Source organism: Paenibacillus sp. MT86 (assembly GCF_058792535.1).
Genome location: NZ_CM179499.1, coordinates 5,856,516 through 5,883,427 on the forward strand (window position 1 = coordinate 5,856,516; position 26,912 = coordinate 5,883,427).

Genomic DNA, 26,912 nt, shown 5'->3' on the forward strand with positions numbered 1-26,912 from the left:
TATGGCTCGTACCGTTAAAGGCACCCTGACGATCGAGGGGCAAGAGATTCAAATTACGAATCCCGACAAACCGCTGTGGCCGGAGGTCGGCATTACCAAGGCAATGTATTTGCAAAAGCTTGCGGCCATCTCGCCTTTCTTGCTCCGGTACTGCCGGGGCAGGCTGCTCACGACCATCCGGTATCCGCACGGAGCCCAAGGCGAATCCTTCTACCAGAAAAACGCACCCGAGCCGCTGCCGCCCTTTGTTCAGACTTATGTGCACGAAAATATTAACTACGTGCTGCTCAACGGGCTGCCGGAGCTGCTCTGGCTGGGGAATCTGGCTGCGCTTGAGTTTCACCCTTCCCTGCATCTGGCAGGCAGCCATCTGCCCTGCGAATGGATGATCGATTTGGATCCCACGCTCCCGGAGGAGCCCCGGATTATGGAGGCGACGGCCATTGTAGGGGACGTGCTGAGCTCCCTGGGCCTGTCCTCCGTCCCGAAAACCTCGGGAGCGACCGGAGTGCAGATCATCGTTCCGATTCCGGAAGGCGTAACGTTCGATGAACTTCGAACGGTTGGCCAATTCGTGGGCCAATACGTGACGGAGAAGTTCCCGAAGCTGTTCACCATCGAGCGGCTGAAGAAGAACCGCGGCGATAAAATCTACTTCGATTATCTTCAGCACTACAGCGGAAGGACGCTCGCCGCTCCTTATACCCCGCGGGCCCGGCGGCTCGGGACCGTCTCCACGCCGCTCACGTGGGACGAAGTCCGCCAGGACGTTTCTCCCACGGAGTTTCACCTGCTGAACATCGAAGAACGGCTGAGGGAAAAGGGCGACCTGCTGCAGACCCTGCCGCCCCAACCGATCGAGAATGTCATCCGGCATCTGTTGCCAAAGGGTAAGGCAGCGTCAAAAAGGAAAGGATAGCTGCTCAACATCGGGTGTAAGCTCCTCTCCGGAAACCGGGGCCGCCGGTTGAGGAAGCTTCCTTGGACGTACAGGAGCAGCCCATTCCCTCGCAGGGTGATCGTTGGCCCCTTCATCCGATGTATCGTTCTCCGAGGCTGCAACCGGTCCGGACCGGTTGACGGCAGCAGGTGCCCCCATGGTCAATCCGCTCAGCCCATATTCGTTCAACAGCCTGGACGCCATCGACTTGAAGGAACGAACGTAATGCTCTTCCGCATAAGCGCCTTGCCCATATAACTCGCGGTAGGATTGAACCACCTCGGGGAAGTGGTGTTTCAGCGTTTCGAGGTACCATTTCTTCACGTCGCGCGACAGTCTCAGCAAGGAGATCATCGCAAAGGAAACGCCTCTTTCCTTTGCCTGGGACAAGAGCTCCTTCAGTTCCGGCTCCTCGTCCGTCAAAAAGGGCAGCACAGGCGCCACAAACAAGCCTGTTCTAATGCCAGCAGCCGATAATCTGTGAATCGCATCAAGCCTGGCCTCCGGATGAGGCGATGCCGGCTCCAGCTTCCGGATGACGTCCCCGCTCAGCGTGTTGAGACTCATGTTGACGGACACGTTCTCCATCCGGGTCAAGATATCCAAATCCCTCAATACGAGCGGAGAACGCGTCGTAATGCTGGTAGAAATGCGGTATTTAGCGAGCAGCTTCAGACATTCCCGCGTAAGGGTCTCCTTGCCCTCGATCGGCTGGTACGGGTCGGTTGCCGTTCCGATCGTCACCTGTCCGATCGATCTCCGCATCGCTTCAATGTCATAGTTAAACTTCCTCGCCGCGCCCGACAGCTGCTTCTCCAACGCTTCCGCCGCATTCGACTTCATAAAAATATGGTGCTGGAACTCGTCTTCCGCTCCCATCCCGATAAACGATTGAAATGCGCGGGCGTAGCAAAAGCTGCAGCCATGTCCGCAACCTCGATACGGATTGATGGACCAATCGAAGGGCATCCGCTCTTCCTTCACTCGGTTTAATGTTTGCTTGGTGGTTATGCGTTCATATTGCGTACGAGCCATTCCGCTTCCTCCTCCCTGTACCTGGCATGCTCTATGTCATTATTCTTTATTTTAACAAACGTATGTTCTTATTATAAGTGGGTTTTACTGGATTTACAAATCATGCTTCCATGAACGCTTCATGAGAATCGGATTGAAATCGGTCCAATTACTCATTATAATCAATATATATCAAGTGATATATATTGATCGTTCTACATATGTATAACCTAAGGAGCTGTAGACATCATGGCACCAAAAACGAAGTTTACCAAACAAGATATCGTGCTAGCCGCATTCGACATTGCCAAAACGGATGGCATCGAGTCCATTACGATCCGAAAAGTAGCCGAACGTCTCGGCAGCTCCATCGCGCCGATCTATGTCAATTTCAACGACGTCCAGGAACTGCTTCAGCAGGTCGTCGAAAGAGCCTTCCATGTGGCCAGAGGAATGATCATGGAGCAGCAATCCGGACAGCCGTTCCGGGATATCGGCATGGCAAGTCTCCGCTTTGCCAAGGAATATCCCGTGCTTTATCGGGACCTCATGATGAAGGACAATCCCCATATGAAGAATACGCCGGAACAACTGGACGAGGTTATCGGATTGATGAGGCAGGATCCGGAGCTCGGCGGATTTTCGGATCAGGAGCTGCAATCTATTTTATTGAACATGCAGGTGTTTCAGACAGGTCTCTGCGTCATGGTGGCAAACGATCTGTTCACGAAGAACGTGGATGACGAGCAGATGATGAATATGATGGACGAAGCCGCTGAAGCGTTCATACGTGCTGCGCATGCCCGGAAACATGAGGGAAAGGGAATCTAAACTGAAGGAAAGAAAAATTACGATTCATGGGAGGTAGAACGGTAATGGGAACAATCCTGAAGCAATCGGTTCTGGATGCATGTGTGACTCAAATCGCCAATAAAAGAAATGTGTTTAGCACAGTGATGTGCGTCGAGGACCAGGAGCGGTCATTGTCCATAGTCGGCAGCGGAGGTGATATGCAGCCTGACGACCGCTATTTCATTGCCAGCGTGACCAAGTTGTACGTGACCGCCGTACTCTTGAAATTACGCGCCGAGCGGCGGCTGGAGCTCCATGATCCCATTGGCAAGCACCTGCCCGAAGAGATTATGACCGGGCTCCACAGGTTTAAGAACAGGGATTACGGCGAAGAAATCACCGTTCAGCATTTGATGTCCAATACGTCCGGCATCCCGGACTATTTCTCGGAAACCGTCTTCTCGAATCTGATCGCCGGGAAGGATCGAGCTTGGAGCCTGGACCAAGTCCTGGCCGCGGCCAAAAGGAAAACGCCTAAATTCAAACCGGGACAGCAGAAAAAAGCCCAATATTCCGACACCAACTATCGGCTGCTTGGCCAAATCATCGAGAATATCAAGGGCGAATCCATTCAGGCCGTATTCCAGGAATACATCTTCGACAAGCTCAAGCTGACGCAAACCTATTTTTATCATGACCCGGAGGATGCGTCCCCCGTTCCGTTCCATTACAAGCAGAAGCGACTGGACCTTCCCTTGTATATGGCATCAGTCGGTGCGGAGGGCGGGATCGTCTCCACGGCAAGGGAAACGATGACGTTTTTGCGGTCCTTTTTTAACGGGGATTTGTTTCCGCCGGGTGATTTGGGGGAGCTCCAGAGGCAGTGGAACTTCCTGTTTGCTCCCGGGCCCTTCTTCTATGGCATCGGCATTTCAAGACAGCCGCTATCTCCTTTCAGTCTGGGACGCGGACTCATCGGCCACTGGGGCCAATCCGGGGCATTTGCCTTCCATCACCCGGAGTCGGGCCTCTATTTCACCGGAACCGTGAACCAGGCCGTCGGTCAAACCGCCGCCGTGCAGGCCATGTCGCGAATCATCCGCCATTATGTGCGCGAGAAGAAGGCGCTGCGCCTGCACGCCGATACACTTTAAACAAAAAATGGCTCCGCCCGCGCTAACTCTCGCACCGGGTGGAGCCTGAAATGATTGTATTAATGGATTGCCTTTTTCTTAAAGCGGCCGCCCTTCACATCATGGATGTTGCCGACGGCTACGAAGGCCTGGGAGTCCCAGTCTTCCACAATTGATTTGAGCTTTGCTTCTTCCAGGCGAGTGATAACCACAAAGATAACCTTCTTGCTGTCTCCGGAATAAGCACCCTCGCCTTCGAGGTAGGTTACGCCGCGTCCCAAACGCTGGGTCAGCGCATCACCGATCTCCTTATGCTTATCACTGATAATCCAAACCGATTTGGATTGATCAATGCCTTCAATGGTAATATCGATCAATTTAAACGCAAGGTAATACGCAATCAGCGAGTACATGGCATGGTCCCAGCCGAAAATGAAACCTGCGCTGCCTAGAATGAATACGTTGATGAACATCACGATTTCGCCGACGGAGAACGGCGTTCTCTTGTTGATCAGAATGGCCACGATTTCCGTGCCGTCCAAGGAACCGCCGGACCGGATAACAAGGCCGACCCCGATTCCGAGAAGCACGCCGCCGAACACGGCCGCAAGCAGCGGATCGATCGTGATCGGATCGACGGGATGCAGGAAATAAGTGCCGACGGACATGACCAATACGGCGAACAGCGTGGATAATGCAAAGGTTTTTCCGATCTGTTTATATCCCATAAACAAAAACGGAAGGTTGAACAAAGTCAGGAATACACCCAGCGGAATATCGGTGATATGGGAAACCATAATCGAGATTCCGGTAATCCCTCCGTCAATAATCTTGTTCGGCACCAGAAAGATTTCCAGCCCTACTGCCATCAAAATCGCGCCGAAAGTTAAGAACACCAGACGGCGGAGAAGCTTCAAGGTCGCTGAGCCTGCCTTGGGATTCTCCGGCTTCTGCTGCTCCGCTTTCACTTGCGCCAGAATCTTCACATCACTTGACATAAATCTCCCCCGTTCAACTTTATGAAACCAAGCTAATATATATTTATAAGTGGATCCTATATAAATATTCTATCATATAAATAAAAGCGGGACATAGATTTTTCGCAGTTTATCCTGCTTTTTACTCGGATTTCCGTCATTCTCACATCCCATGTAAAATATTACTTTTACAGCAATGGCGACAGCATCCTGCACATAATTTCGGCCGCTTTCTGCCATCTTCCGCGCTGACGGAACACCTCCGCATCAATATGCCTGCTATGTTGCAGATCTTCCTTAAAATCCGAAACCAACCGCTCAATAGGCAGCCGATCAAACAGCACGGCCGTCAGCTCGAAGTTACAGAAGAAACTCCGCATATCCATATTCGCCGTACCGACCGAACCGAGAAGCTCGTCCACAATGAGCACCTTGGCATGGATGAACCCTTTTTCATACTCGTAGAACTTGACTCCCGCTGCCAGCAGCTCTTCCACGTAAGACAAGCTTGCCATCTTGACGAGGCGGGAATCGGCGTGATCCGGAATAATGATCCGTACGTCCACGCCGCTCACCGCAGCCGTCTTCAGAGCTTCATAAATTCCTTCATCGGGAATGAAATACGGCGTGGTGATCCATATCCGTTCTTTGGCCACGGAAATCGCCCCGAAGCACATTTCCTGAATGGCATTCCAGTTCAGATCCGGTCCGCTGCTCAATATCTGCACTTGCTCCTCCCCGGTGCATTGATGCTCCGGAAACAGCCCGAAATCCGCAATGCGCTCTCCGGACGCAAGCTTCCAATCGTGCAGAAACACATTTTGCAGAAAATAGACCGCATCCCCCTTTACTTCCAGATGCGTGTCGCGCCAGTAGCCCATATTCGGATATTCGCCAAGATAGTCGTCCCCGACGTTAATGCCGCCCAGAAAACCGATCGTGCCGTCCACGACGACGATTTTGCGGTGGTTCCGGTAATTGATTCTGCGGCTGAACATCGAGACCATTGCGGGCAGGAAGAAATAGAACTCCACTCCCGATTCTTTGAAGCGTTGAATGAATGTTTTCTTGAGTTTATAACTGCCCAGCCCGTCACAAACCAGGCGCACCTTGACGCCTTCCTGCGCTTTTCGAATCATGACGTCCTGAAACTTCGTGCCGATCCGGTCATGGCGAAAGATGTAAAACTCCACGTGAATGTGATCCTTGGCCTCCTCCATGGCGTTCAGCATGGCCTCATACGTCTCTTCCCCATCGGTCAACACCCGGCTTTGATTACAGCCCGTGATGGGACTCTCCGACAAGTGATTGAGCAGATTGAACAAACGGTCATTATGATGAAAGCCGGGATTGTTCATATCTCCTTTTCTTCGGACGACCGCCGCCCGATCCCACAAATGCGCCCTGATTTCCTGAAACAAACGGGAACCCCGCTTGCGAATCTTCAATCGCTTCTGGTAATCCTGCGCCACAAAGAAATAGAGTACAAACCCGATAAAGGGGAGGCAAAATAAAATAAACAGCCATGCCACGGCCTTGGACGGATTTCGAAACTCAAGCAGCAGCACCGCAACCATCTGCAAAATAAAAGTAATAAGTGCAACCAGAAGCCACACCATATCGGCAGCCTCCTCACGATGAATAATATATTGAGCAGCCCTTTGTCAAAACGTTTGAAATGAAAGACAAGCAATTAACTACACTACATCATTGACCAATTCCATATGTATTTATTCAATTACCCAATGCGGCGCCATACTGAATAAGTTCTCTTATCTAATAATTTTTGACATGTTCTTCGAAAGAATAGAATACATACTAGATAAGGAGTTGGCCAAGTCTAGCGGGTGCCCTTGTAAACCATAAATAATGCATGGAAGGGAGATGCCATGAAAACCGCACACCGTAAACAACGCTTAACCTTGCTGGTGCTTCGGGATGCCCAGCATTCAGTCAAACAGGTCCATCTGTCCAAACCTTTGATGATAGCGGTGCCCGCGGCCGCTATTTTGTCCATCGCTGGACTGATCGTTTCCCTCCAGATCCAGTCGGCTCAGACCATCTCGGGGCTGGAGCAGCAGCTGACGCTGAAAAGCCTGGAAGCCTTAAAGATGGAAGTGACGGTCACCGATAAGGATGAAGCCATCGAACGCCTTAATAAAGCCATCATTCAGCTATCGGGTGAAGCAGAGCAAACGAAGGTCCAGATGGAGCGCGTTCAGCAGCTGGAGCAGGAGCTTCAGCAGTTTATTGAGAAGCACGGCAGCCTGTCCGGCCAGACCTCCTCCATCGCTGACGAGGATAAGCAGCATGTCGGCGGTGAATTCATTGCCGTTCATGAGAATGAAATGTTAAACCTCGCCAGGGAGACCCAGGATGATTTCGAGAACATGCAGCAGCTGATTTCACGCATGGAGCAGCATATTCCGCGTACGCTGGATCAGGCCCAGGAAACCCAGGAAAGGCGTGAGGGCACGCCTTCATTATGGCCGACCACCTCCAAGCGGCTCACCTCGAATTTTGGTTATCGTAGCGATCCTTTTACCGGCCGCTCGGCCTATCATGCCGGCATCGATATTGCCGGGAAAACCGGCGATCCTATCTATGCCGCAGGCGCCGGCGAGGTGACGGCAGCGGAACGCAGCGGGGCGCGGGGGCTGTATATCGTCATCAGGCATCCGAATGGTCTGGAGACGTGGTACATGCATCTGGACAGCCTGGACGTGTCGGCAGGCGATCATGTCGAGCAGGGCGAAACGATTGGCAAGCTGGGCTCCTCCGGGCGAAGCACGGGCCCTCACCTTCATTTCCAGGTCGTCAAAAACAATCAGACGATTGACCCTTTGCCTTATCTGCAATAAGCACACCATCCATTTTCGAATAGGAGGAATGACAGATGAAGAAGAAAAACAAGAAAAAACGGGCGTCAGAGCGGACCGATACGCTGATCGGGCCAGGAAGCGAAGTGGAGGGCGTCCTGCAATGCGAGGATGACCTGAGGATCGACGGCCGCTTTAACGGCTCCATCGAAAGCCAAGGCTGCGTCACCATAGGCGAAGCCGCGATTGCCCGCTCCAATATTTCCGCTCGGGAAGTCATCGTGGCCGGCAAGGTCTATGGGGATGTGACGGCGGAAAATAAACTGACGATTACGACAACGGGGCAAATGTACGGGGATGTTCACGCCGCTTCCCTTATCGTTATGGAGGGCGGGCTTCTTCACGGAGCAAGCCGGATGGACCAGCAGACCTCTTCTCAGGAAGCCTCGGAATCGACTAACACCACACTGCCCCTTCAGCGTCCGGAAGCAGGTTAACCCGGCGTATGGACGACCACCCGAATTCGAACACGATATCCGCTTCGGCCGGATCCTACAGCCGACACAATCAAAGAGCCCCTTCTCATCCATGTGACCCACACGGCGGAAGGAGCTCTTTTCTCATCGTTATGAATTATGCTGCTACGTCTCTCTTGGTGAAGGCCAGCCACGAAACCAGCATGAACAGTAAGCAATAGACGGCCAAAATCGCTACGGAAAAGCCCAGCCCTACGCCTCCCGGCCCGACGGGCGAGCTGATGTACCCGCTCAGATCGGTGTGAAGAAAGAGCAAATACTTCGCCCATACGAACCGCTCCGGGTTAAAGATAAAACCGAAGATATCCTTGGTGAACAGGACCAGCAGCGATAATCCAATCGCAAGGCCGCCTGAACGGAATACCGTGGAGAGCATAAATGCAATCAGCGAAATGACAAACACCTGGATCGTATCCGTCAACAGGAGCAAGAGGGAATTGCTCATGGGCGATCCATCAAATCCGTCCGAGAATCCGGCATTGCCGGAGAACAGCAGCATCGAGACAGCGATGCCCACCACCATGGTGATTCCCGCACAGAGCAGCCCGAACAGACACAAGGCGGCGAATTTGGATAACAGAATTTTTCCCCGGCTCCACGGCCGGATCAGCAGCAATTTGATGGTGCCCCCGCTAAATTCCCCGGCCACGATATCCGCGGCGATGACAACCGTGAAGATCGCGCTGAGGTATATGGTGAAACTCTCCGTCCAAGTGAACACGGTCCAGACATCCATCGGCGCATCCGTCAAGTACAGCATGACAGGCATGGCCGCATTAAATAAGACAAGTATGCCCAGCATGACCCATGTCCGCACGCGGTAGTAAATTTTCATATTCTCATTGGCAACAAGACGGGTCAAGTTATTCAACAAGAGATCCCCCTCCCGTCATTTCCAAAAATTGATCCTCCAGCGACCGGGTAACCGGCTGTATGGCATATACGCGTATGCCCGCTTCGACCAACGCCGCATTGATGTCCGCAATCATATCCCGGTCACCGCGAACAAGGACGCGATGCTCCCGGGCTGTCGCCTGGTAGTCCTGGAGGAGCGCTGCGGCGGCATCCGCTTCGCTGACGGTAAATGCCGTCTCTTCAAACATCCGCTCTCCCCCGTCCGTGCGAAGCTGCCGGATATCGACGAGCTTGCCGTGACGGATGATGCCGACGGTATCGCACATCAGCTCCATTTCCGACAGCAGATGGCTGGATACGAATACGGTGGTCCCTTCCTCCTGCGTCAATCGCCGCAAATAATCACGCAGCTCCCGAATGCCCTGCGGGTCCAAGCAATTCGTAGGCTCGTCCAGGATCAGAAGTTTGGGCCGGTGCAGCAGCGCCTGTGCCACTCCGAGCCGTTGGCGCATCCCCAGCGAATAGGTCTGCACCTTCTCATGGATCCGGTTCCCGAGCCCGACGAGTTCCACCACTTCGTCGATACGCTCCTTCGTAATCCCCTGCATCATGCGTGCAAAATGCTTCAAATTATTGTAACCGGATAGAAACTTGTACATTTCCGGATTCTCGACGATCGCCCCGATCTGGGCAGCAGCCTGCTCATAATTTTTCCGAATGCTGTATCCCCCGATGGTTATATCCCCTTGGGTAATGGACATCAGCCCGACCATCATGCGGATGGTTGTCGTCTTGCCTGCCCCGTTCGGCCCAAGGAATCCGAAGATTTGTCCAGGTGCGATATCAAAGGTCACATCATCTACCAGAACCTTCGACGATATTTTCTTCGTAACCCCGAGCAGTCTTACCAGCGGTTCCTGCTTCATGTGAATTCTCCTTTGCCCCTAACGAAACAAGTTCAATATTCCCCATTATACACAATACCAGGCATGAGTCTAATAGACTTCGCTCCAAGCCGTCTGAATCGGCCAATCATTCAAAGGTCCTGCGCCATGTAAAATAGCTCATTGGATGCAGCCGTTTTGCACTTTCCACATATGCCCATAGGCATATCGTATCGATAGAAACCGGTTTTAAACACGCTGACTCCCTCGATCATCGACACGATCCGACGACAACATATACAGTACATTTTCAGTTCATTTTCCATGAATGTTCCACTCCCAATGAGAAATGGCTTGATATAATGGTTGTTGATACAGAATGTATCCTAATAAATTTGCACTCTTTTGTCAAACGAAAACATAAATATTTCTTGGATATTTAAGGACAATTAGGTGAATTGGCATCACTCCGGCCGATGCTTGATCATATTTTGTATGAGGATAACATTCCGACAGATGGGAGGGTGCGAAAATGCCTGTACTGAACAGTCAAGCCAATGTGAAAAATTTCGGTGCAAAAGGTGATGGCGTTTCAGATGATACGTTAGCCTTCCAACAAGCGATCCAAGCGTGTGCCTCCGGTGCATATTCCGTCATCTATATGCCTAAAGGCCGATATCGCATAACGCAAACCTTGGTATTACCGAAACAGGAAAGGCCCAACACCAACGCCACGCAAGGAATTGGACTTACCATCTACGGGGACGGAATGTATGACAGCGGTATTATTTATACGGGAACAGATTTTGCCCTATACAGTGATAAAGACATGGCCGAGACTATCTTATTTAGGGATTTTTATATTAACCACGCTGCGGGTGGTGGCATCTATCTGCCGCAGGGCGCACACCAAATGTTTGAGCGTTTCTTCTCAAGCGCATGCGGTGAAGGAAAATTCGGAGTTTATATTCAGGGGATGCGAAGCGGGACGAATCCCACATCGGGCTATGGAGGCTATATGATCTCGTTTCGCGATTGCCGTTTCTGGCAGGAGACGGGTTACTTGGGTACGGGCTTAAAGTTAGAGGATATCGTGTTGTGCACAACGATTGATAGCTGTTTCTTCTCCAGGTCTGTGCGAAATTACCCCCATCTGGAAATTGTGAATTCGGACAGCATTCATATTACCTCAACGGCCTTTGAGAGGAGCGAACAAACCGTCCCCCCTGCTTCTCCTGCAGAGGGACGCACCGAGGAAGATGTCATGAGGGATGCGATTGCGGCGAATCAAGTGATGACCGCCCCACTCATCAAGCTGGATAATGCCCGTGCCGTTTCGATCGAAGAATGCCATGCGGAAGCGACCTATGAGAGCTTTGTGGGAATTTACGGACATACATCAGGCGTGTGGATTGACGGATGCCGTCTGGATCACTACGCGATCACGGATTACAATCCCAATAAAGGATACATCGTCACCGTAGATCCGGGTTCTACGGCATCGCAGGATATCATCCTCGGACCGCGTAACTACCGGATTCAAGCCAATCACCCCAATACGACACACGGTACGCTTATCAAGGACCCTGTCGGCTGCGTAGTTGTTGAGAATATCGCGGACCGGACATCATTTCGGGATGCATTCTATTTAACGGAACGACGTACCGTACCTTATATCGGCTCCTCTGGCCATAACCTGCTTCGAAACCCGTCTCTCAGCGCCATGTTTACGAATGATGTCCCGTATTCCGTCGAACCTGACCCGGGCTTTGCCTTTAAACAAGCGGCTCCATCCGGCTGTATCGTCACCCAAAGTTCAACCGGCTCAAAGACCAAGCTCCGTATGAGAACCGTAGAACGTCTGCATAAGCATGAATATTACACCTTCGTGCTGTCTGGCACGAACCTGTCGGGGAAATCAACACCGCTATTTATTGATATCGGCGGGGACACCAACGATCTGACTCTTATTCTTCCTTCCGGCTCCGAACGCTTTACCATTACGAAAACGTTCAAGAAATACTACACGGACATCGTCGACCTCGTGGTATACGAGCCGCTTAATCTCCAAGTCCATTCGATATTCGTGCTGCCGAACCTGGTAAATAACATTCCTTACGGGGAGGAAACGATCGCGAGTTCGGCTGTCTTTACCGAATTGGTTCGCTCCAGCAGCATGATCCTCAGTCCGTTGCCTGCGATACCGGCTGCTTCTGCTGCCCACCGCGGCCGAATCATCATGGTTGAGGACAGTAACGGGGTAGATTCGCTGTATATTTGCAAACAGCGTTCAAAAGGCGTCCATTCCTGGATCAAGTTAGGATAATCGATGCGATGATCATGATGCAATACAACACGGAGAGGGTGAAGACTTAACGTCTTCCCCCTCTTTTCATGCCCGCTATTTCATTGTCAGAGCCATTAAGCATCCATGCACTCATTGTCTCATTCGTTTCGATCCATATGCTCTTTAAGCAGTTGATGGATACGCTGACGTTCCTTCTCGCTCACTTGATAATACCAGACACCGCCGATCTTCTGCCCGCCTCCCTGAATTTCGATCTGTTTGATGGTTTTCATATCCTGGCGATAGTCGGTTACAAACGTCTTCATTTCATCAAATCGGACGTCTGTCTTTACGCTTGACCCGACCTCCTTAAGCAAAGCTTCAAGCTTGAAGACCGTTGAAACGTCAAGCGCGCTGTTCAACACTTCTTTCACGATTTGACGCTGCCTGGAGTTCCTGCCTAAATCGCCGCGGGGATCCTCATAACGCATCCGGGAAAAAGCCAATGCTTCCCGGCCGTTCAAATGCAGCCGGCCCTTGGCAAAATGATGGCCCTCATAATCAAATGCCAACGCGTTATCAATATCGACTCCGCCAAGCGCGTCTATGATGTTCGCAAAACCCTCCATGTTGACTTTAACGTAATAATTCACCGGAAATCGGAGCCATTCCTCAACGGTCCGTACGGACATTTGGATGCCTCCGAACGCGTAGGCATGATTGATTTTATCCTCCGTGCCGCGGTCCGCGATGACTGTACGAGTGTCTCGAGGAATGTTAAACATCAGGATCGACTGTTTCGACGGATTGACGGACAGCATAATCATCGCGTCCGACCTTCCCCGGTCATTCGGGCGTTCGTCTACTCCCAGCACAAGCACCGTAAAGGGCTCGCGCCGATCAATATCCGCCGTCTGGATTTCCTGCAGGATGGGATCGGCTGTTATAAAAGCGGGAGGCGATGAGGGTTCCCGCTGCTCATAAATTTGTTCAGCCGTCGCTTTGACGGACTGGTACACATACACACCATAACCGCCTGCCAACACGGTCAGACTCACGAGCGCTCCCGCCGTAATCTTCAGCCATTTTTTCATGCCTCGTCATCCTTTCCGATCTAACACTTCCCTCGGCCTCGATTTCATTGACCTCCAATATGTATATGCACTGACCAGCGTTATTCCGACCAATGCGGCAATCGAATCCAGGACAACATCCTGTGCCTTAAAGATGCGGTACCCCGATGTGCTTTGATGCAGCTCGTCGCTAACGGCATACAACGCGCACAAGCACCATGACACAGGTATGACTATGCTAGCCCTGATCCGCAGCAAATTCGTCAACAGCAGCAGCAACAAGCCACCAAGGACGAAGTATTCCCCGATGTGGGCTGCCTTTCGGATAAAAAATTCAACGAAACCGGGCACACCCTTGGCATCGATGCTAACGATCTCTCCGGCATAAGTAAACGAAACCCATGAAAACCAATGTTCAATCGCCGCCTCTGGCAAGTGCTCCTGCAGCCACGGCCTTAGATCCTGCTGCTGGTACGACTGGGAGGAGAAGAAAAAAATGATGCTCATCCAAACGAAAACGATGACGATGATAAACAGGAGCCTCCTGCTCCTGTAGCTGCTTCTGTTTCTGCCCACGGCATTCTCCCCCGTCATGAAATTACCTTTGTCCTTAGACGAACTGGGTCATCTCTTCCCATTGAAAGGTTAACCGGATCGTATCCTCCTCTGATACTTCGGTACCGGATTGAACCTCAATGAATTCAAGATCCTCAAGCGCGCGAATTCCATGCAAGGTGCCGGCGGGTATTTTGAGCACATCCCCAGCCTGAACGGACTTTACCTGGTCTTGAATGCAGACTTCACCTGTACCGCTGGTGATCGTCCAGTATTCTTCGCGATGCAGATGATAATGATAGCTGGAGTTCTTTCCTGCATCAATCCGAATCCGCTTGGTAAGAACCTCATGTCCGTTCTTATGCTTTTGCAGATCAAGTACACGGTACCATCCCCAGCGGCGTTCCTCATACATGGGCCGTTGTTCGATATGAGAAATAAATTCCTTCAACCGCGGGCTGGATGATTTCTCCGTAACCAGGATGCCGTCTGCGCCAGTGGCTACCACGACATTGGAGAGTCCCAGCACCGCTACCGGAATATCCAGTTCATTAATCAAATGGGTGTTGTAGCAATCGTCGCTGATGGTCCCTTTCCCGTTGATCGGCGATGGAATCTCCTCTGTAAGCGTGTTCCAAGTGCCCAGATCCTTCCAGCTCCCTTCATAAGGAACCACCACGACGCGCCGAGCCTTCTCGATCACCTCATAATCGAAGCTAATCTTCGAGAGCCTTGCATACTGTTTGGACATTTCCTCATATTGAATCGGAAGTCCCTTATCGATCAGAAGCTGGATCAGATAGTCCAGCTTAAAAGAGAACACGCCGCAGTTCCAATAAGCGGATTGTGCGATGTATTGCGAAGCCTGCTCTTCGCTTGGTTTTTCTTTAAAGCTTTTTACGTTGCGGTAACCACACGAGGCATCCTCCGTCTGTTCCGGGAGAATATAACCGTACTTCTCCGAAGGATAGGTTGGCTTGACCCCCATAAGCGCTATATCCGCTCCGGACTCTTCCAAAACGCGATCCAAAGAAGACATTGTATGAAAGAACGGCTCCTCCACAAAAGGATCTACCGGCAGTACGGTAACGGTTTCCTGTAAATTGACGTTGGCTATGGAATACAGATACACGGCGGCTAGCGCGATCGCAGGGAACGTATCTCTGCGCTGCGGCTCTACGATGATCGGCACCCTGCCGGGAAGCTGATTTCGAATAATTTCAATCTGCGAAATGCCTGCGGCTATAAAGGATGAATCCGCCAAGTTGCTCCTCTGCAATTGTTTCCATACGCGCTGCACCATGGACTCGGATTCTCCTTCTTCTCCAGGGAGCACCTTAAGGAACTGTTTGGAGCGAAGCTCGTTGGAGAGAGGCCACAGACGCTTACCCGAACCGCCGGACAATAAAACAATCTTCATCTTACTACTTCCCTCCATCCTTTTATCACAGCATCTATATGGACTGCAGGAGCGTCCGGTATTTGTCGATGGACTGAGCCTTGGCAAGATACCGTTCCAAATACAATCTTCCGCCACGTCCGGTCAATTCCAACGTTTCCGTACCGCATGCATACATATTCGCTATGTGCTGGGAGATTTCGCGGTATTGTTGCGGTTCCACAACGACTCCGCATCCGCTTTCCTTAATAAGGACGGCGGCTTCGCTTCCTTGCTCAAGAACGCCGAGTATCGGCTTTCCTGCGGCCATGACGCCGTAGATTTTGCTTGGAACCGAGACGCCCTTGATCCCTTTCTGATTGACGACCAAATGGACATCCGCAGCGCATAGAGAGTATTTGATGTTTTCTTTAGGCTGAAACGGAAGGAATCGAACATTCCCCAGTCCCTTCTCCTCCACATATCGCTGCATCTCGGGCTTCATGGCGCCATCGCCGATAAAAACGAACAGGATATCCGGATGATCCTTAAAATCCGAAGCGACCCGTATAATGTTCTCCAAATCGTAATAAAGACCGAGATTCCCCGAGTACATCACGATAAATTTCCCCTGCAGATCATGATCTTTCAAAAACTTCGACACGTTAGCATCGCTGCGGGGCAGCGGCGTGATATCCTGCTCGTCAGTCCAGTTATTAATTACGCTGTTGCTCGGTACCCTGCGTCCACGAAAGCGGCTGTTCAGCGTCTCTTGCATGTCCTGTCCAACCGTGATGATATGGTCGGCTATGCGGCAGCTCAAATTATCCATTCTCTTGGCCAGACGAAACAGCCATTTTCGATTCGTGTAACTGATAGCTTCGGCTTGCTCCGGATTAAAATCCATGATGTTATAGACGAGTTTTCCGCGTTTCAGCACCTTGCCGATGGCGCCAATCAATCCGCCGATAATCGGAGGAGAAGATATCGTATAGATGACATCCACTTTCTTAATGCGAAGCAATGCGATAACAGCCAATAGAAAATAGGAGAGAATAAACAGGATGCGGCTGAATTTGCTTCGCTTATTCACTTGAGGAGTACGAAGACGGATAATCCGTATACGTTCCAGTTGATCGTATTCAAACATTCTTTTCTTCTGGACGTGGTTTGCGTTTTCCGGCTGAACGGCGATAACTGTCACATCAAAATCATGCTGGAGCTCCAAACAAAGTTCAGTTAGCAGCTGCCCGGACGAAGCATAATCCGGATGAAAATAATTGGCCACAAACACGATTTCTTTTTTCATTTCATGTCCCCTTACTGTCTTGGAATGTTCTTTTCGCCGCCTGAATGAACGCTACCGGGATCCTTATGTATCAAACAGATCATGGTAAGGATCATTCCGTACGACAAGGTTTTATAGCTGACCTGAAACAACAAGCCGATAATGACAGGTACAAAGGCTGCCAGCATGTAGGGGAGCATGGTGATCGTAAACCGCTGAAGAGCCCTATACAGGATCCAGATCAGATAAGTCATCAACACTGCAATCCCGATCAGCCCTCCCTTAAGCAGGAAAAAGCTAACCGCCGAATGAGTGTAGGATACAAGAATGTTGTTTACCGCCGGATCGTGAAACAGGCCTCCCCACCCTACTCCCAGCAGCATGGAATACGGAGAGGCGGACGTTTCAGCCAGTACGGCGGCGAGCTCATCCGTTTTTCCGTTTGCGCCGAAATCCTCCTGTTTGGATACCAACAATTCAAATGAGTTGGATATTTGCTCCTGGGCAAGCATCCCTGCGGCGACAAGAATGATCAGACCGATGATCAGCTTATTCATCGATTTGCGCGAGCTCACGATGAAGTAAACGGCAAAGCACAGCATAGCAAGCGCAAGCGGCGCGCGCTGCGCAACGGCCATGAGAGACCCGAGGGCCAGGAAACCGCCAGTCAGCATCACGAGGCTCCCCAGCCAGCGAAACGGGCTGGAGCTTTTCCACGTATGAACCGCCATGATGGGAAGAAATACGCCTGCAAACGAAACGCTGGGATCATACGGAAGATACAGAAAATTATCAAAGTAATACATTCTGCCCACTTCCAGAGGGGAAATCTGTACAACCACGTAGAATCTGATGGATAAAATAACGCCCATTACGGAGATGATCCAAGGCAATATCGCAAGCCAATTGAGCGTTGAGCGTTTCATTGCCGGCAAGAGCAGGAGCGGAACGAACAGATACACGCACGGAATCAAATCGCGAATAATATCCGTCATATCCCACCCATAAACGACACCGCCGTTCAGAAGCCCAATCCACAGCAAAAAGAAGAAGCCGGCATGAATAACGACAGGCACGGTACCGTAATGGCGATATAACGAGAAACCGCCGCCCATAACAATGATTCCGGTCGGGATCGACACAAACAAGATCAGAAGAACAGCAATCAAAGCTTCCGCGATGCCGGGCTCTGCTGGAAAAGGGGAACTGAACAAGGCATATAACAGCAACGCTGCTATAAATCCGAATCCCCCCAAGTTGGCCACTGAGCTTCTGCCCCGATTATGCAATGTATCCGCAGGGAAACTCAGATTGTGATTCATGGGATTGACTCCTTATCTTTTAAGATCAGAACGGTGAGGAGCATTCCGTAGGAGAGCGTCTTGAAACTGGGCTGGAACAACAATCCGATCATGATCGGAACCCCGGCCCCAAGCATGTACGGGAGATTCTGCATGTTTACGCGCTTTAAGCACTTCCATATAATCCAGCTCAGATAAGCCAAAAAGACAGTAATGCCGATAACCCCTCCCTTTAACAGGAAGAAGGTAAACGCCGAATGAGTAAACGAGACCTCGGACATGTAGGTCGGATCAAAAAACAGTCCCCCCCAGCCTATACCAAGCAGCAGCGTATACACCGACTTGGACGTTTCCTGAAGCACGGCCGCCAATTCATCCGTCTTCCCGTTCGCTCCGTAGTTCACCTGCTTGGATAACAGCAAATCAAACGAGCTCGTGATCTGCTCCTGGGCCAGAATCCCGGCTCCTATCAAGATCACGATAATGACGATCAACTTCCGTACAGACCTTCCGGAACTTACGCCGAAATACACCGCAAAGCATAGGGCTGCCAACCCCAGAGGGGCCCGCTGCGCTACGGCCATGAGCGAACCTAACGCCAAAAAACCGCCGATCAGCATGGCCAGGCTGCTTAGCCAGCGGAGCGGATTCGTGCTTTTCCACGTATGCACGGCCATAATCGTCAGGAAGACGCCGGCAAACGAAACGCTCGGGTCATAAGGCAAATACAGAAAATTATCAAAATAATACATTTTTCCGATATCCAGCGGCGAAATGCGAACTTCCATATAGAATCTGATGGATAAAATAACGCCCATTACCGCGATGAGCCACGGAAGAATAGACAGCCATTTGAATTTGGAACGATTCATTGCGGGAAGCAGCAATAAAGGGACAAACAAATATACGCATGGAATAAGATCACGCAGTATATCCGTTGAATCCCAACGATATATGACGCCTCCATTCAACAGCCCCAGCCACAGCAGCACAAAAAAGCCCAAATGCAGCGGCATGGGGACGGTGTCATATCTGCGATACAGTGTAAAACCGCCGCTCATGACCAGAATTCCTGTCGGAAGCGAAACAAACAATACCAGCAACGCCGCGATCAACACTTCCGTCATGCCGGGATTGGCTGGAAAGGGCGCGCTGAAGATAGCGTAAATCAAGAGGGCCAGAATAAAGGCAAGCCCCCCCATAATTCCTCCTCCAGTCGGGACCGGGGACAACTGATTACCGATAGCAGTACGGCTGTTCATGTCCCCTGGCTTACTTTCCGGAGCTCCGACATCTTGATTCCGATCTGCCAGTAATAAACCGAACGTGCGAAAGCATAGTGGAAGCCGGCGGAACCATCGAGAAACCCAAGCTTAATGATATAAGAGTGTATAAATGCAACCGCCCACTTCAAAGGCATCCGGTCGAACAGCTTCTTCTGGAGGCTTCGGATGAAAATTTGGGATTCGTTCAGGTTTCGAAAACCGCCATTGGTGCGCACAACCGCCTCCCAATCCGAATAACGGTTATGCTTCGCGAAATAATCAAACAGGGAATCATGATCATAGTGAACCATACAGCTGCTGAGCACCCCGGTACTTCCATCAATCTGAGGCTGATAATGCCCTTCCACTTCCCACATGTTCGACGCCGACAGATCGTCATGATCCAGAAATCTGCCTAACCGGCGGTGGAACAATACCAGCTTATACATCCTGTGCCCGTGCTTCAGCACCTTGTTCATGAATACATAGTCATACGCCACGAAATAGCCTGCCGCCAAATCCCGCTTTTCTTGAAACAACCCCTCCATCTCGGCGACCAGCCGGGGTGTGGCTTCTTCATCCGCATCCACGTAAAACACGTAGTCATTGCGGAACGGCAGTTCCTCAAGGCACCATTGCTTTTTCTTCGGATATTGGCCATTCCATGTAAAATTGATGACATGTGCACCCATTTCCCGTGCAATGGCACATGTTCGATCCGTGCTGTTGGAATCCACGACGAACACCTCGTCAAAAGCGGATACCGAAGCCAAGCACTTGGCTATGTTTTTTTCCTCGTTCTTCGTCATGATAATGACGGACACCGGGATTTTATTTTTCATAGGAAAAGCGCACCCTCTTATAGAATTTAGGAAAGCTATGTTTAACCAAACGAACGCCCCATTGCAGCAGCGCGATCGAAGCGCGGAGGACGATTGGCATCCCGAGAATGGTTTTCCGGATAAACCACTGGTCCCGTTGGCCTTGTTTATGCTGGGTTTGGGAGATACCGCCCTGCTCAAAAATGCATATGGGTTTACGGAGGTACGCTGCGGTCCCGCCCTGCAACAAGAGTTCCGCTGTCAGGGCATAATCCGCTCCGATCGGGTATTCCAGACGATATCTGATGCTGCTCAAACTCCCCCGCCTGAAAGCCATGGATTGGTGATGCGTAAACATGCCGTACCACATGCGCTTATGACTGCGTGCCGTCTTATACAACAGCTCACCCGACCGCGCTTCTTCAAGCGCATCGCCATACAGCAAATCCGGGAGATGATGCTGGATAGCTTGCATACGAAGCCGTTCGCCTATCGTATCATCATAAAATCGATCGCCGGAATTCATGAAGACCACATACTGGCCATTGCAACATTCCAGCCCTTTATTCATAGCATCATATATCCCTTGATCCGGTTCACTGACAAAGGACACTCGTTCATCTTCAATATTCTGAAGAAAAGCCAGCGTGCCGTCATCCGAGTTGCCGTCAACGACGATCCATTCGAGCGAGCAGGATTGCGACTTCACGCTTTGCCACGTTTTGATCAGACCCTGTAGATTATTTCTGCAGACCGTGACTACGGAGAGAAAAACTTCAGATCTGTCTTCTACCCATTGAGTCCGTATCATTTGTAACTGGCTCCCTTTAATCGAACTTGCTGTTCCATGTTTTTGTTCCTGCCTGCCAGACGCATCAACTGACGTATCAGATCAACAGGGTGGAAATGCACCGAAATGCCGAGTCTTCGCCGCACCTCTACCCACATCCAACCGTTCTGCGCAAGCAAACCGCATACCATCACGACGGCAAGCGCAAACGGTCCCCATGCATGAACGACCGTCACGGCCGCAATTACCGTCACGACACTGGTAATCAGCGTGATTCTCAACATGGCCCGCTCATGGCCGGTTAAGGTCAGAAGGAGTCCTGAAGGGCCTGCGAATAAATTGATGAGCTGACCCAGCGACAAGACGGCCAGAATGGCATGACCTGAGCCATAGGCAGATCCAAATGCCAATTGAAGCACTTGCTCGCCCATCAACATAAAAACCATTCCAATGACGATTGCTGGCAGCGTAGATATGCCAACAATGATCCGGCCGGCATTTTGAATGCTCGGGAACTGGCCGCTGCCGAAATACTTGGAAATGATGCTTGTCATCAGCGTATTCATCAACACGACGAAGAAATTAAGCACGGCCATTAAGCGTACGGCTGCACCATAAATCGCCACTTCGCTCTCATCGTAAAAAACGCCCAGAATCCAGATATCGCTAGAGGTGAGCATAAACAGCGCGACGTTCGAAGCCATCATCGGGAGAGAGACGGCAAGCAGCCGCCGGGCGTTTGGCCCATGATCTGCGGCCGGCTCATTCGTTTGGTTCCGGAACCCTCCCTGGAGAAGCTTCAGCAATCTCCAACCGGCGACGAAGCAGCTAATCCCCATGCAGACCGTAACCAAGATGAGCGCATGCTCCAACGATAATGATGAACGCCCCAGCCACATCAACAAACCTAAACCTGCCAGCATGAGAAAGTTGGACAAAACGCCGCTAAACAATGTAGCCTGCCTCACATCACCGTGTCCCCGAAAGGTTTCGGCCATTACATTTTGCAAAACCGTTAACATGATCCACAGCCCGGTCCATAACGCAGCCGATGCCATAATTTCCGAGCCCAAAACCCCTCGAAGCAGCGTCAGCTGCAGGAATGTATACAGTATGCCTGTACCGGCTGCTCCGAGCATCGCAATCTTCAGAGACAGCAGCGCGGTTTTACGGGCCCATGCCTGCCTTCCTTTCTCCCTCTGCTCGGCCAAAAAACGTATGATGCTCTGGTTCAAACCCAGCGTGCCAACCACGCCGCCAAAAAAGGCGATATTGAAAGCCATCAAATAGGCGCCGAAGGCTGCCGTATTCAGTACCCTGGACAGTAAGATATTAATGAGCAGCGCGGACCCCGCGAAGAATGCCCGCCCTGCAAATATCCACAAACCGCCGTTGACCGTTCGATTACGGGTGAGTTTGCGAAGATCGTGAAACCTTTCTAACTTATGCCGCGTGCTGGACGATCGTTTGCTTCTCACACGTATGCCGCCGACAGCGCTTCTTGGTATTTGATCTCTGCGCGCACCCGCTTCATGTCCTCGTCTACCATCATCTTAATCAGCTGTTCAAAGCTGACCTCAAGCTCCCACCCGAGCTGCTCTTTAGCTTTTGTGCAATCGCCAAGGAGCAGGTCAACCTCCGCAGGACGCACGAATTCGGGATCAATGACGACGTAATCCTCGTAATGCAAGCCCACGTAAGAGAAGGCTACCTCGAGGAGTTCCCTTACGGTGTGCATTTCGCCCGTTGATATCACGAAATCGTCGGGCTGCTCTTGCTGGAGCATGAGCCACATGGCTTTGATATAATCCCCTGCAAATCCCCAATCCCTCAATGCATCCAGATTCCCCATTCGCAGCTCCTGCTGCAAACCATGCTTGATCCGGGCAACGGCATCCGTGACCTTCCTGGTAACGAACTCCAATCCCCTTCTGGGCGACTCATGATTAAATAAAATGCCGGAGCATGCGAACATCCCGAAGCTTTCGCGATAATTCACCGTGATCCAATGGCCGTATACCTTGGCTACCCCATAAGGGCTCCGGGGATAGAAAGGCGTTGTCTCTTTCTGAGGCGTTTCCACGACCTTGCCAAACATTTCGCTGCTGGACGCCTGATAGAAACGCGCCTCCGGCTTCACCAGCCGGACCGCCTCCAGCATATTGGTTACGCTGATCGCCGTCATTTGGCCCGTTGCCAGCGGCTGCGGCCAAGAAGCGGCTACATAGGACTGGGCTGCCAGGTTATATACTTCGTGCGGATCGGCGATGCGGACCGCTTCGATTAACGAGGCGAGATCGGTCAGATCGCCGGATATCCAGTGAATCTTATCTTTAATATGGGTCACGTTCTCGTAATTAGGTGTGCTGGTCCGGCGGCGCAATCCAAAAACCTCGTACCCTTTGCTTAGAAGAAACTCAGCCAAATACGAACCGTCTTGACCGGTAACGCCAGTGATTAATGCTCTTTTCATATTGATCCTCCAACGGATTTACTGTAGATCTGTTGCGATTCTAAATAGTGCTCATAGGTTCGGGCCAATCCTTGCTCAAGGCTGATCGACGGCTTCCAGCCGAGGGCTGTCAGCTTGCTGACATCCACCAGCTTTCTGGGCGTACCGTCGGGCTTAGAGGCGTTATAGACAAAACTTCCGTCATAACCGACAGTGGAGGCTATGCTCTCTGCAAGTTCCCGGATGGACACATCCTCTCCGCAACCGATATTGACGATTGTATTGTCCTCGTAATGCTTCATCAGGAACAAACAGGCATCGGCAAGATCGTCAGCGTAAAGGAATTCCCGCTTCGGCTGACCGGTACCCCAAATCTCCACCTCGCGTTGACCTGTCTCCTTAGCCTCATGTATCTTTCGCAGCAGCGCGGGAAGAACATGGGAGGTTTCCAGATCGTAGTTATCGTTCGGGCCGTATAAGTTCGTAGGCATGGCCGAAATGAACCGGGTACCATACTGCCGATTGTACGATTGGCACATCGTGATTCCCGCGATTTTGGCAACGGCATAGGGCTCATTGGTAGGCTCCAGGGCGCCGGTCATCAAATATTCTTCCTTCATTGGCTGCGGAGCCAGTTTGGGGTAGATGCAGGTAGATCCGAGAAAGAGCAGTTTTTTTACCCCGTACCGATAGGAAAGATCAATGATATTATTCTGGATTAGAAGATTGTCCCGTATGAAATCCGCTGGGTGATCCCGGTTCGCAATGATACCGCCGACTTTGGCGGCAGCTAGAAACACATACTCTATCCCTTCACTGCTGAAGAAGCGTTCCACGCGATCACGTTCACGCAAGTCCAACTCCTGGCTGGTACGGGTAACCAGGTTGCGATATCCTTGCAACTCCAATGCCCTGACAATGGCAGATCCCACGAGACCGCGATGACCAGCCACATATATTCGGGAATCCAAATTCATTACCGCCATCTCCTTTTAAGAGGTTGTTCAAAAAGCATCTTTGGACCCCATGAACACCCGGACCGTCTTGAACAGGATCCGAATGTCCTGGGTCGTGGATTGTTCACGGATATACCTTAAATCCAGCTCCACCATTTCGCGGAACCCCAGGGCGTTTCTGCCGCTTACCTGCCACAAGCCGGTACAGCCCGGAACCACGCTCAGCCGCTGCATGTCGTAAGGGGTGTAGGCTTCTACTTCCGCAGGCAGTGGGGGCCGCGGTCCGACCAGGCTCATCTCGCCTCTCAGTACGTTCCACAGCTGCGGGAGTTCATCCAGGCTCGTTTTTCGAAGAATGCGTCCCACCTTCGTGATCCGTGGGTCGTTCTTCATTTTAAACATGGCACCTTCAACCTCATTTAGGTGAACCAGCTTCTGTTGAAGCTGTTCCGCATTAACGACCATGGAGCGAATTTTATACATTTTGAACGTTTTTCCGTTCTTGCCTACCCGAATCTGCGAGAACAGCATCGGTCCTCGGGGGCTTTCCACCTTCATGCACACGAAGATGATCATAAACAAAGGCAGAAGAAGAATAAGGCCAACAGCGGATAGCACGGCATCCGTCGCCCGTTTCAACCGGAAGTACCCTGAACGGGGCTTCACCGGATAAGAGCTCGCACCTGTCATCACGGGAAATTCTTCGGCTGCAGCGGTTTCCAACGTTCTTGTTTCAATCGTTTCGATATTCATGGCTTGATTCAATCTCCTATCTAGCCAACGTTCGGTTCTTATGTATCATTTGCTCAAGTCCGTGCAAAAGGGGGAGCCGCAGCTCCTCTTTCATCAACGCGAATTCAACCGATGTAAGAATGAACCCGAGCTTTTCCCCGACATCATAGCGCGTACCTTCGTATTGGTAGGCATACACTTCCTCGATTTCAGTCATTCGCTGAATGGCATCCGTTAGTTGGATCTCCCCGCCGATTCCTTCCTCCATCTGCTCCAGGTAAGAGAAAATCGCGGGGGTCAGAATATAACGTCCCATGATCGCCAGATTGGAAGGTGCGTCCTCGGCTTTCGGTTTTTCTACCATTCCTTGCACTCTGGACAGCCCTCCGATGGTGGGCACCGGATACGGATCAATGATTCCATATCGGTGTACTTCCTCAGGAGATACGTACTTAACGCCAATCACGGAACTCCGGGTCTGTTCATACTGTTCGATTAACTGCTTGATGCACGGTTTCTCGGCACGAACAATATCATCCCCGAGCAGGACGGCAAACGGTTCGTTGCCTATGAATTTTCGTGCGCACCATACGGCATGCCCCAGCCCTTTGGGCTCTTTCTGGCGAATATAATGAATGTCCGCCATGCGAGAGGGCCGCTGCACCTCATGAAGCAATTCAAGCTTCTTGGTCTGCCTAAGCTTATGCTCCAGTTCAAATGCATGGTCGAAATGGTCCTCAATCGCCCGCTTGCCTTTGCCTGTAACGATAATGATGTCCTCGATACCGGACTCAATCGCTTCTTCCACAATGTACTGGATCGTAGGCTTATCCACGATCGGAAGCATCTCTTTGGGCATTGCTTTTGTAGCTGGCAAGAATCGAGTACCCAGTCCGGCAGCAGGAATGATAGCCTTTTTAATGGTTGCCATTGTCCGTTCCTCCTCTATCCTAATTCGTTCGTTTTACCGGAAAATTGGGTATTCCATGTGAAGCTCTATGTAAACAAGAGAGGGCATCTAACCCTTCCTCACTTTACGCCATCGACGATGAACGTCTAAGCCATCCTGTTTGACGGATGCCCACAGCATAATCGAGTGCCTACGGTGGTAGAGGTTCAGTAGGCATTACCTGATGTATGCTTTAAGTAACAACGTTTATTCGGACGCGTTAACGATGGCCTTTCCGGAACCGGGCGGTTCAACCGGACTGCGTCTTGACACGGAGCTGCCTCTCGCTTTGAAGTCACTTGACTTGAAGTGCTGTATGACGGCCAGTGTCGGAAGTCCGAGAACCAGTTCAACCTCTTTGTCGGTGCGGATGGAATCATCCAAATATTCGAGCAAGAAACAGAAACCTATCGACAGCATCAGCGACACAACGAAAGCAATCACGACATACAGCAAAGGACTTGGAGTGACCGGTCTGGGATCGGCGTTATTCTCGTAGAGGATGGTGATGTTCCCGCCGGGAATGATAGAGGATATTTCGGATTTGAATACGTCGGCAACGGCCGTCGCTACTTTGAGCGCGCCATCGTAACTATAATCCCTGACGGATATCGTCATGACAGGTGTATCCTGTACGGTATCGACCACCATCATATCCATCAGGTCTTTCACGGTCAGCTTCAATTCCGGGTGCTGTTCCACCACTTTTTCCAGAATCACGCTAGTTCCGATAATTTCTTTGTATGTATAAACCAGACGCATCCCCATATCCATATCATCTGAACTAAGGACAGACTTTTTTTCTTCGGTCTTATTGGTCACGATCATCTTGTTGCTTGCTTCGTACTGGGGTTCAACCATTCGATAACTGTAAAATCCAACGAGTACGCAGACTACGGCAACCACGAGGAGAATTAACCACAGCCTTTTCTTCAACACGGTTGCATACTCTTTAATTTCAAGTTCCACTGAATTTCCTCCGTCCATAAGCAAATGTGCTTCCGTAGATACATTTTGTATCATTTAGCATCTTCAATTTACGATACAATTCGTATCGTGTCAATACTGATTTGGTCTTATTTACCTACAAACGATACATTTTGTTACACAATCAG

25 protein-coding genes are annotated in these 26,912 nt (G+C 51.0%); 6 read left to right on the top strand and 19 right to left on the bottom strand.

Annotation, left to right across the window (positions count from 1 at the left end):
- Position 1: 1 nt before the first annotated feature.
- Positions 2 to 919, top strand: a complete 918-nt coding sequence (gene ligD / locus AC3RCL_RS26570; protein ID WP_009590907.1) for a non-homologous end-joining DNA ligase — start codon at positions 2 to 4, stop codon at positions 917 to 919.
- On the opposite strand, the gene AC3RCL_RS26575 is transcribed toward ligD, so the two are convergent.
- Positions 902 to 1,975 carry an SPL family radical SAM protein gene (locus AC3RCL_RS26575; protein ID WP_492532998.1) on the bottom strand — a complete coding sequence of 358 codons (1,074 nt, stop codon included), beginning with the start codon at positions 1,973 to 1,975 and terminating at the stop codon, positions 902 to 904. The two genes, ligD and AC3RCL_RS26575, sit on opposite strands and share 18 nt — an antisense overlap.
- 228 nt (positions 1,976 to 2,203) lie before the next feature.
- Between AC3RCL_RS26575 and AC3RCL_RS26580 the strand changes: the two genes are divergently transcribed.
- A complete protein-coding gene (locus AC3RCL_RS26580) occupies positions 2,204 to 2,785 on the top strand; it encodes a TetR/AcrR family transcriptional regulator (RefSeq protein WP_492533000.1) in 582 nt (193 codons plus the stop codon).
- A 44-nt stretch (positions 2,786 to 2,829) separates the two neighbouring features.
- The gene (locus tag AC3RCL_RS26585) at positions 2,830 to 3,900 is read left to right on the top strand and encodes a serine hydrolase domain-containing protein (RefSeq protein WP_492533002.1); all 1,071 of its coding nucleotides are present in this window, start codon (positions 2,830 to 2,832) and stop codon (positions 3,898 to 3,900) included.
- 59 nt (positions 3,901 to 3,959) lie between these two features.
- Here AC3RCL_RS26585 and AC3RCL_RS26590 read toward each other — a convergent pair whose 3' ends face one another.
- Together AC3RCL_RS26590 and cls are read right to left on the bottom strand one after the other, a co-directional pair.
- On the bottom strand, positions 3,960 to 4,877 hold the full coding sequence (locus tag AC3RCL_RS26590) for a YitT family protein (RefSeq protein ID WP_015737304.1): 918 nt from the start codon (positions 4,875 to 4,877) through the stop codon (positions 3,960 to 3,962).
- A 167-nt stretch (positions 4,878 to 5,044) separates the two neighbouring features.
- Entirely contained in the window at positions 5,045 to 6,475 is a 1,431-nt protein-coding gene (cls, locus tag AC3RCL_RS26595; RefSeq protein ID WP_492533005.1) for a cardiolipin synthase, read from the bottom strand.
- Between the two features lie 270 nt (positions 6,476 to 6,745).
- On the opposite strand from cls, the gene AC3RCL_RS26600 reads away from it, so the two are divergent.
- Positions 6,746 to 7,717, top strand: a complete 972-nt coding sequence (locus AC3RCL_RS26600; RefSeq protein ID WP_009590895.1) for a M23 family metallopeptidase — start codon at positions 6,746 to 6,748, stop codon at positions 7,715 to 7,717.
- A gap of 35 nt (positions 7,718 to 7,752) precedes the next feature.
- Positions 7,753 to 8,172 (top strand): bactofilin family protein, encoded by a 420-nt coding sequence (locus AC3RCL_RS26605; RefSeq protein ID WP_036665172.1) that lies wholly within the window; start codon positions 7,753 to 7,755, stop codon positions 8,170 to 8,172.
- 136 nt (positions 8,173 to 8,308) lie between these two features.
- On the opposite strand, the gene AC3RCL_RS26610 is transcribed toward AC3RCL_RS26605, so the two are convergent.
- Together AC3RCL_RS26610 and AC3RCL_RS26615 are read right to left on the bottom strand one after the other, a co-directional pair.
- Positions 8,309 to 9,082 (bottom strand): ABC transporter permease, encoded by a 774-nt coding sequence (locus tag AC3RCL_RS26610; protein ID WP_492533008.1) that lies wholly within the window; start codon positions 9,080 to 9,082, stop codon positions 8,309 to 8,311.
- Positions 9,075 to 9,992, bottom strand: a complete 918-nt coding sequence (locus AC3RCL_RS26615) for an ABC transporter ATP-binding protein (protein WP_492533010.1) — start codon at positions 9,990 to 9,992, stop codon at positions 9,075 to 9,077. Before AC3RCL_RS26615 ends, AC3RCL_RS26610 begins: the two co-directional genes overlap by 8 nt.
- Before the next feature lie 490 nt (positions 9,993 to 10,482).
- Between AC3RCL_RS26615 and AC3RCL_RS26620 the strand changes: the two genes are divergently transcribed.
- Positions 10,483 to 12,276, top strand: coding sequence for a glycosyl hydrolase family 28-related protein (locus tag AC3RCL_RS26620; RefSeq protein ID WP_036665170.1), 1,794 nt, complete (start codon positions 10,483 to 10,485; stop codon positions 12,274 to 12,276).
- 119 nt (positions 12,277 to 12,395) lie between these two features.
- Here the strand turns inward: AC3RCL_RS26620 and AC3RCL_RS26625 are convergent, their stop codons facing one another.
- The 14 genes from AC3RCL_RS26625 to AC3RCL_RS26690 all read right to left on the bottom strand — a co-directional run bounded on the left by AC3RCL_RS26625 (position 12,396) and on the right by AC3RCL_RS26690 (position 26,766).
- Positions 12,396 to 13,331, bottom strand: coding sequence for an LCP family glycopolymer transferase (locus tag AC3RCL_RS26625; RefSeq protein WP_096776554.1), 936 nt, complete (start codon positions 13,329 to 13,331; stop codon positions 12,396 to 12,398).
- A 6-nt stretch (positions 13,332 to 13,337) separates the two neighbouring features.
- A complete protein-coding gene (locus AC3RCL_RS26630; RefSeq protein WP_015737312.1) occupies positions 13,338 to 13,886 on the bottom strand; it encodes a VanZ family protein in 549 nt (182 codons plus the stop codon).
- Between the two features lie 34 nt (positions 13,887 to 13,920).
- Positions 13,921 to 15,285, bottom strand: a complete 1,365-nt coding sequence (locus AC3RCL_RS26635) for a sugar phosphate nucleotidyltransferase (RefSeq protein ID WP_492533013.1) — start codon at positions 15,283 to 15,285, stop codon at positions 13,921 to 13,923.
- A gap of 34 nt (positions 15,286 to 15,319) precedes the next feature.
- The gene (locus AC3RCL_RS26640; RefSeq protein ID WP_036665166.1) at positions 15,320 to 16,552 is read right to left on the bottom strand and encodes a glycosyltransferase family 4 protein; all 1,233 of its coding nucleotides are present in this window, start codon (positions 16,550 to 16,552) and stop codon (positions 15,320 to 15,322) included.
- An 11-nt stretch (positions 16,553 to 16,563) separates the two neighbouring features.
- Positions 16,564 to 17,853 (bottom strand): hypothetical protein, encoded by a 1,290-nt coding sequence (locus tag AC3RCL_RS26645; protein ID WP_036665164.1) that lies wholly within the window; start codon positions 17,851 to 17,853, stop codon positions 16,564 to 16,566.
- Positions 17,850 to 19,034: a hypothetical protein gene (locus AC3RCL_RS26650; protein ID WP_096776556.1), complete on the bottom strand. Its 1,185-nt coding sequence runs from the start codon at positions 19,032 to 19,034 to the stop codon at positions 17,850 to 17,852. The genes AC3RCL_RS26645 and AC3RCL_RS26650 overlap by 4 nt, the downstream gene beginning before the upstream one ends.
- Before the next feature lie 56 nt (positions 19,035 to 19,090).
- Positions 19,091 to 19,939 (bottom strand): glycosyltransferase family 2 protein, encoded by an 849-nt coding sequence (locus AC3RCL_RS26655; protein ID WP_015737317.1) that lies wholly within the window; start codon positions 19,937 to 19,939, stop codon positions 19,091 to 19,093.
- Positions 19,929 to 20,729: a glycosyltransferase family 2 protein gene (locus AC3RCL_RS26660; RefSeq protein ID WP_213579713.1), complete on the bottom strand. Its 801-nt coding sequence runs from the start codon at positions 20,727 to 20,729 to the stop codon at positions 19,929 to 19,931. The genes AC3RCL_RS26655 and AC3RCL_RS26660 overlap by 11 nt, the downstream gene beginning before the upstream one ends.
- The gene (locus tag AC3RCL_RS26665) at positions 20,726 to 22,186 is read right to left on the bottom strand and encodes an oligosaccharide flippase family protein (protein ID WP_492533017.1); all 1,461 of its coding nucleotides are present in this window, start codon (positions 22,184 to 22,186) and stop codon (positions 20,726 to 20,728) included. The genes AC3RCL_RS26660 and AC3RCL_RS26665 overlap by 4 nt, the downstream gene beginning before the upstream one ends.
- Positions 22,183 to 23,181 carry a GDP-mannose 4,6-dehydratase gene (gene gmd / locus AC3RCL_RS26670; protein ID WP_009590886.1) on the bottom strand — a complete coding sequence of 333 codons (999 nt, stop codon included), beginning with the start codon at positions 23,179 to 23,181 and terminating at the stop codon, positions 22,183 to 22,185. Before gmd ends, AC3RCL_RS26665 begins: the two co-directional genes overlap by 4 nt.
- On the bottom strand, positions 23,178 to 24,137 hold the full coding sequence (locus AC3RCL_RS26675; protein WP_096776558.1) for a GDP-L-fucose synthase family protein: 960 nt from the start codon (positions 24,135 to 24,137) through the stop codon (positions 23,178 to 23,180). Before AC3RCL_RS26675 ends, gmd begins: the two co-directional genes overlap by 4 nt.
- 27 nt (positions 24,138 to 24,164) lie before the next feature.
- Positions 24,165 to 24,869, bottom strand: a complete 705-nt coding sequence (locus tag AC3RCL_RS26680) for a sugar transferase (RefSeq protein WP_192570653.1) — start codon at positions 24,867 to 24,869, stop codon at positions 24,165 to 24,167.
- A 16-nt stretch (positions 24,870 to 24,885) separates the two neighbouring features.
- Positions 24,886 to 25,779 (bottom strand): UTP--glucose-1-phosphate uridylyltransferase GalU, encoded by an 894-nt coding sequence (gene galU / locus AC3RCL_RS26685; RefSeq protein ID WP_015737322.1) that lies wholly within the window; start codon positions 25,777 to 25,779, stop codon positions 24,886 to 24,888.
- Positions 25,780 to 26,004: 225 nt separating this feature from the next.
- The gene (locus AC3RCL_RS26690; RefSeq protein ID WP_009590440.1) at positions 26,005 to 26,766 is read right to left on the bottom strand and encodes a YveK family protein; all 762 of its coding nucleotides are present in this window, start codon (positions 26,764 to 26,766) and stop codon (positions 26,005 to 26,007) included.
- Positions 26,767 to 26,912 lie beyond the last annotated feature (146 nt).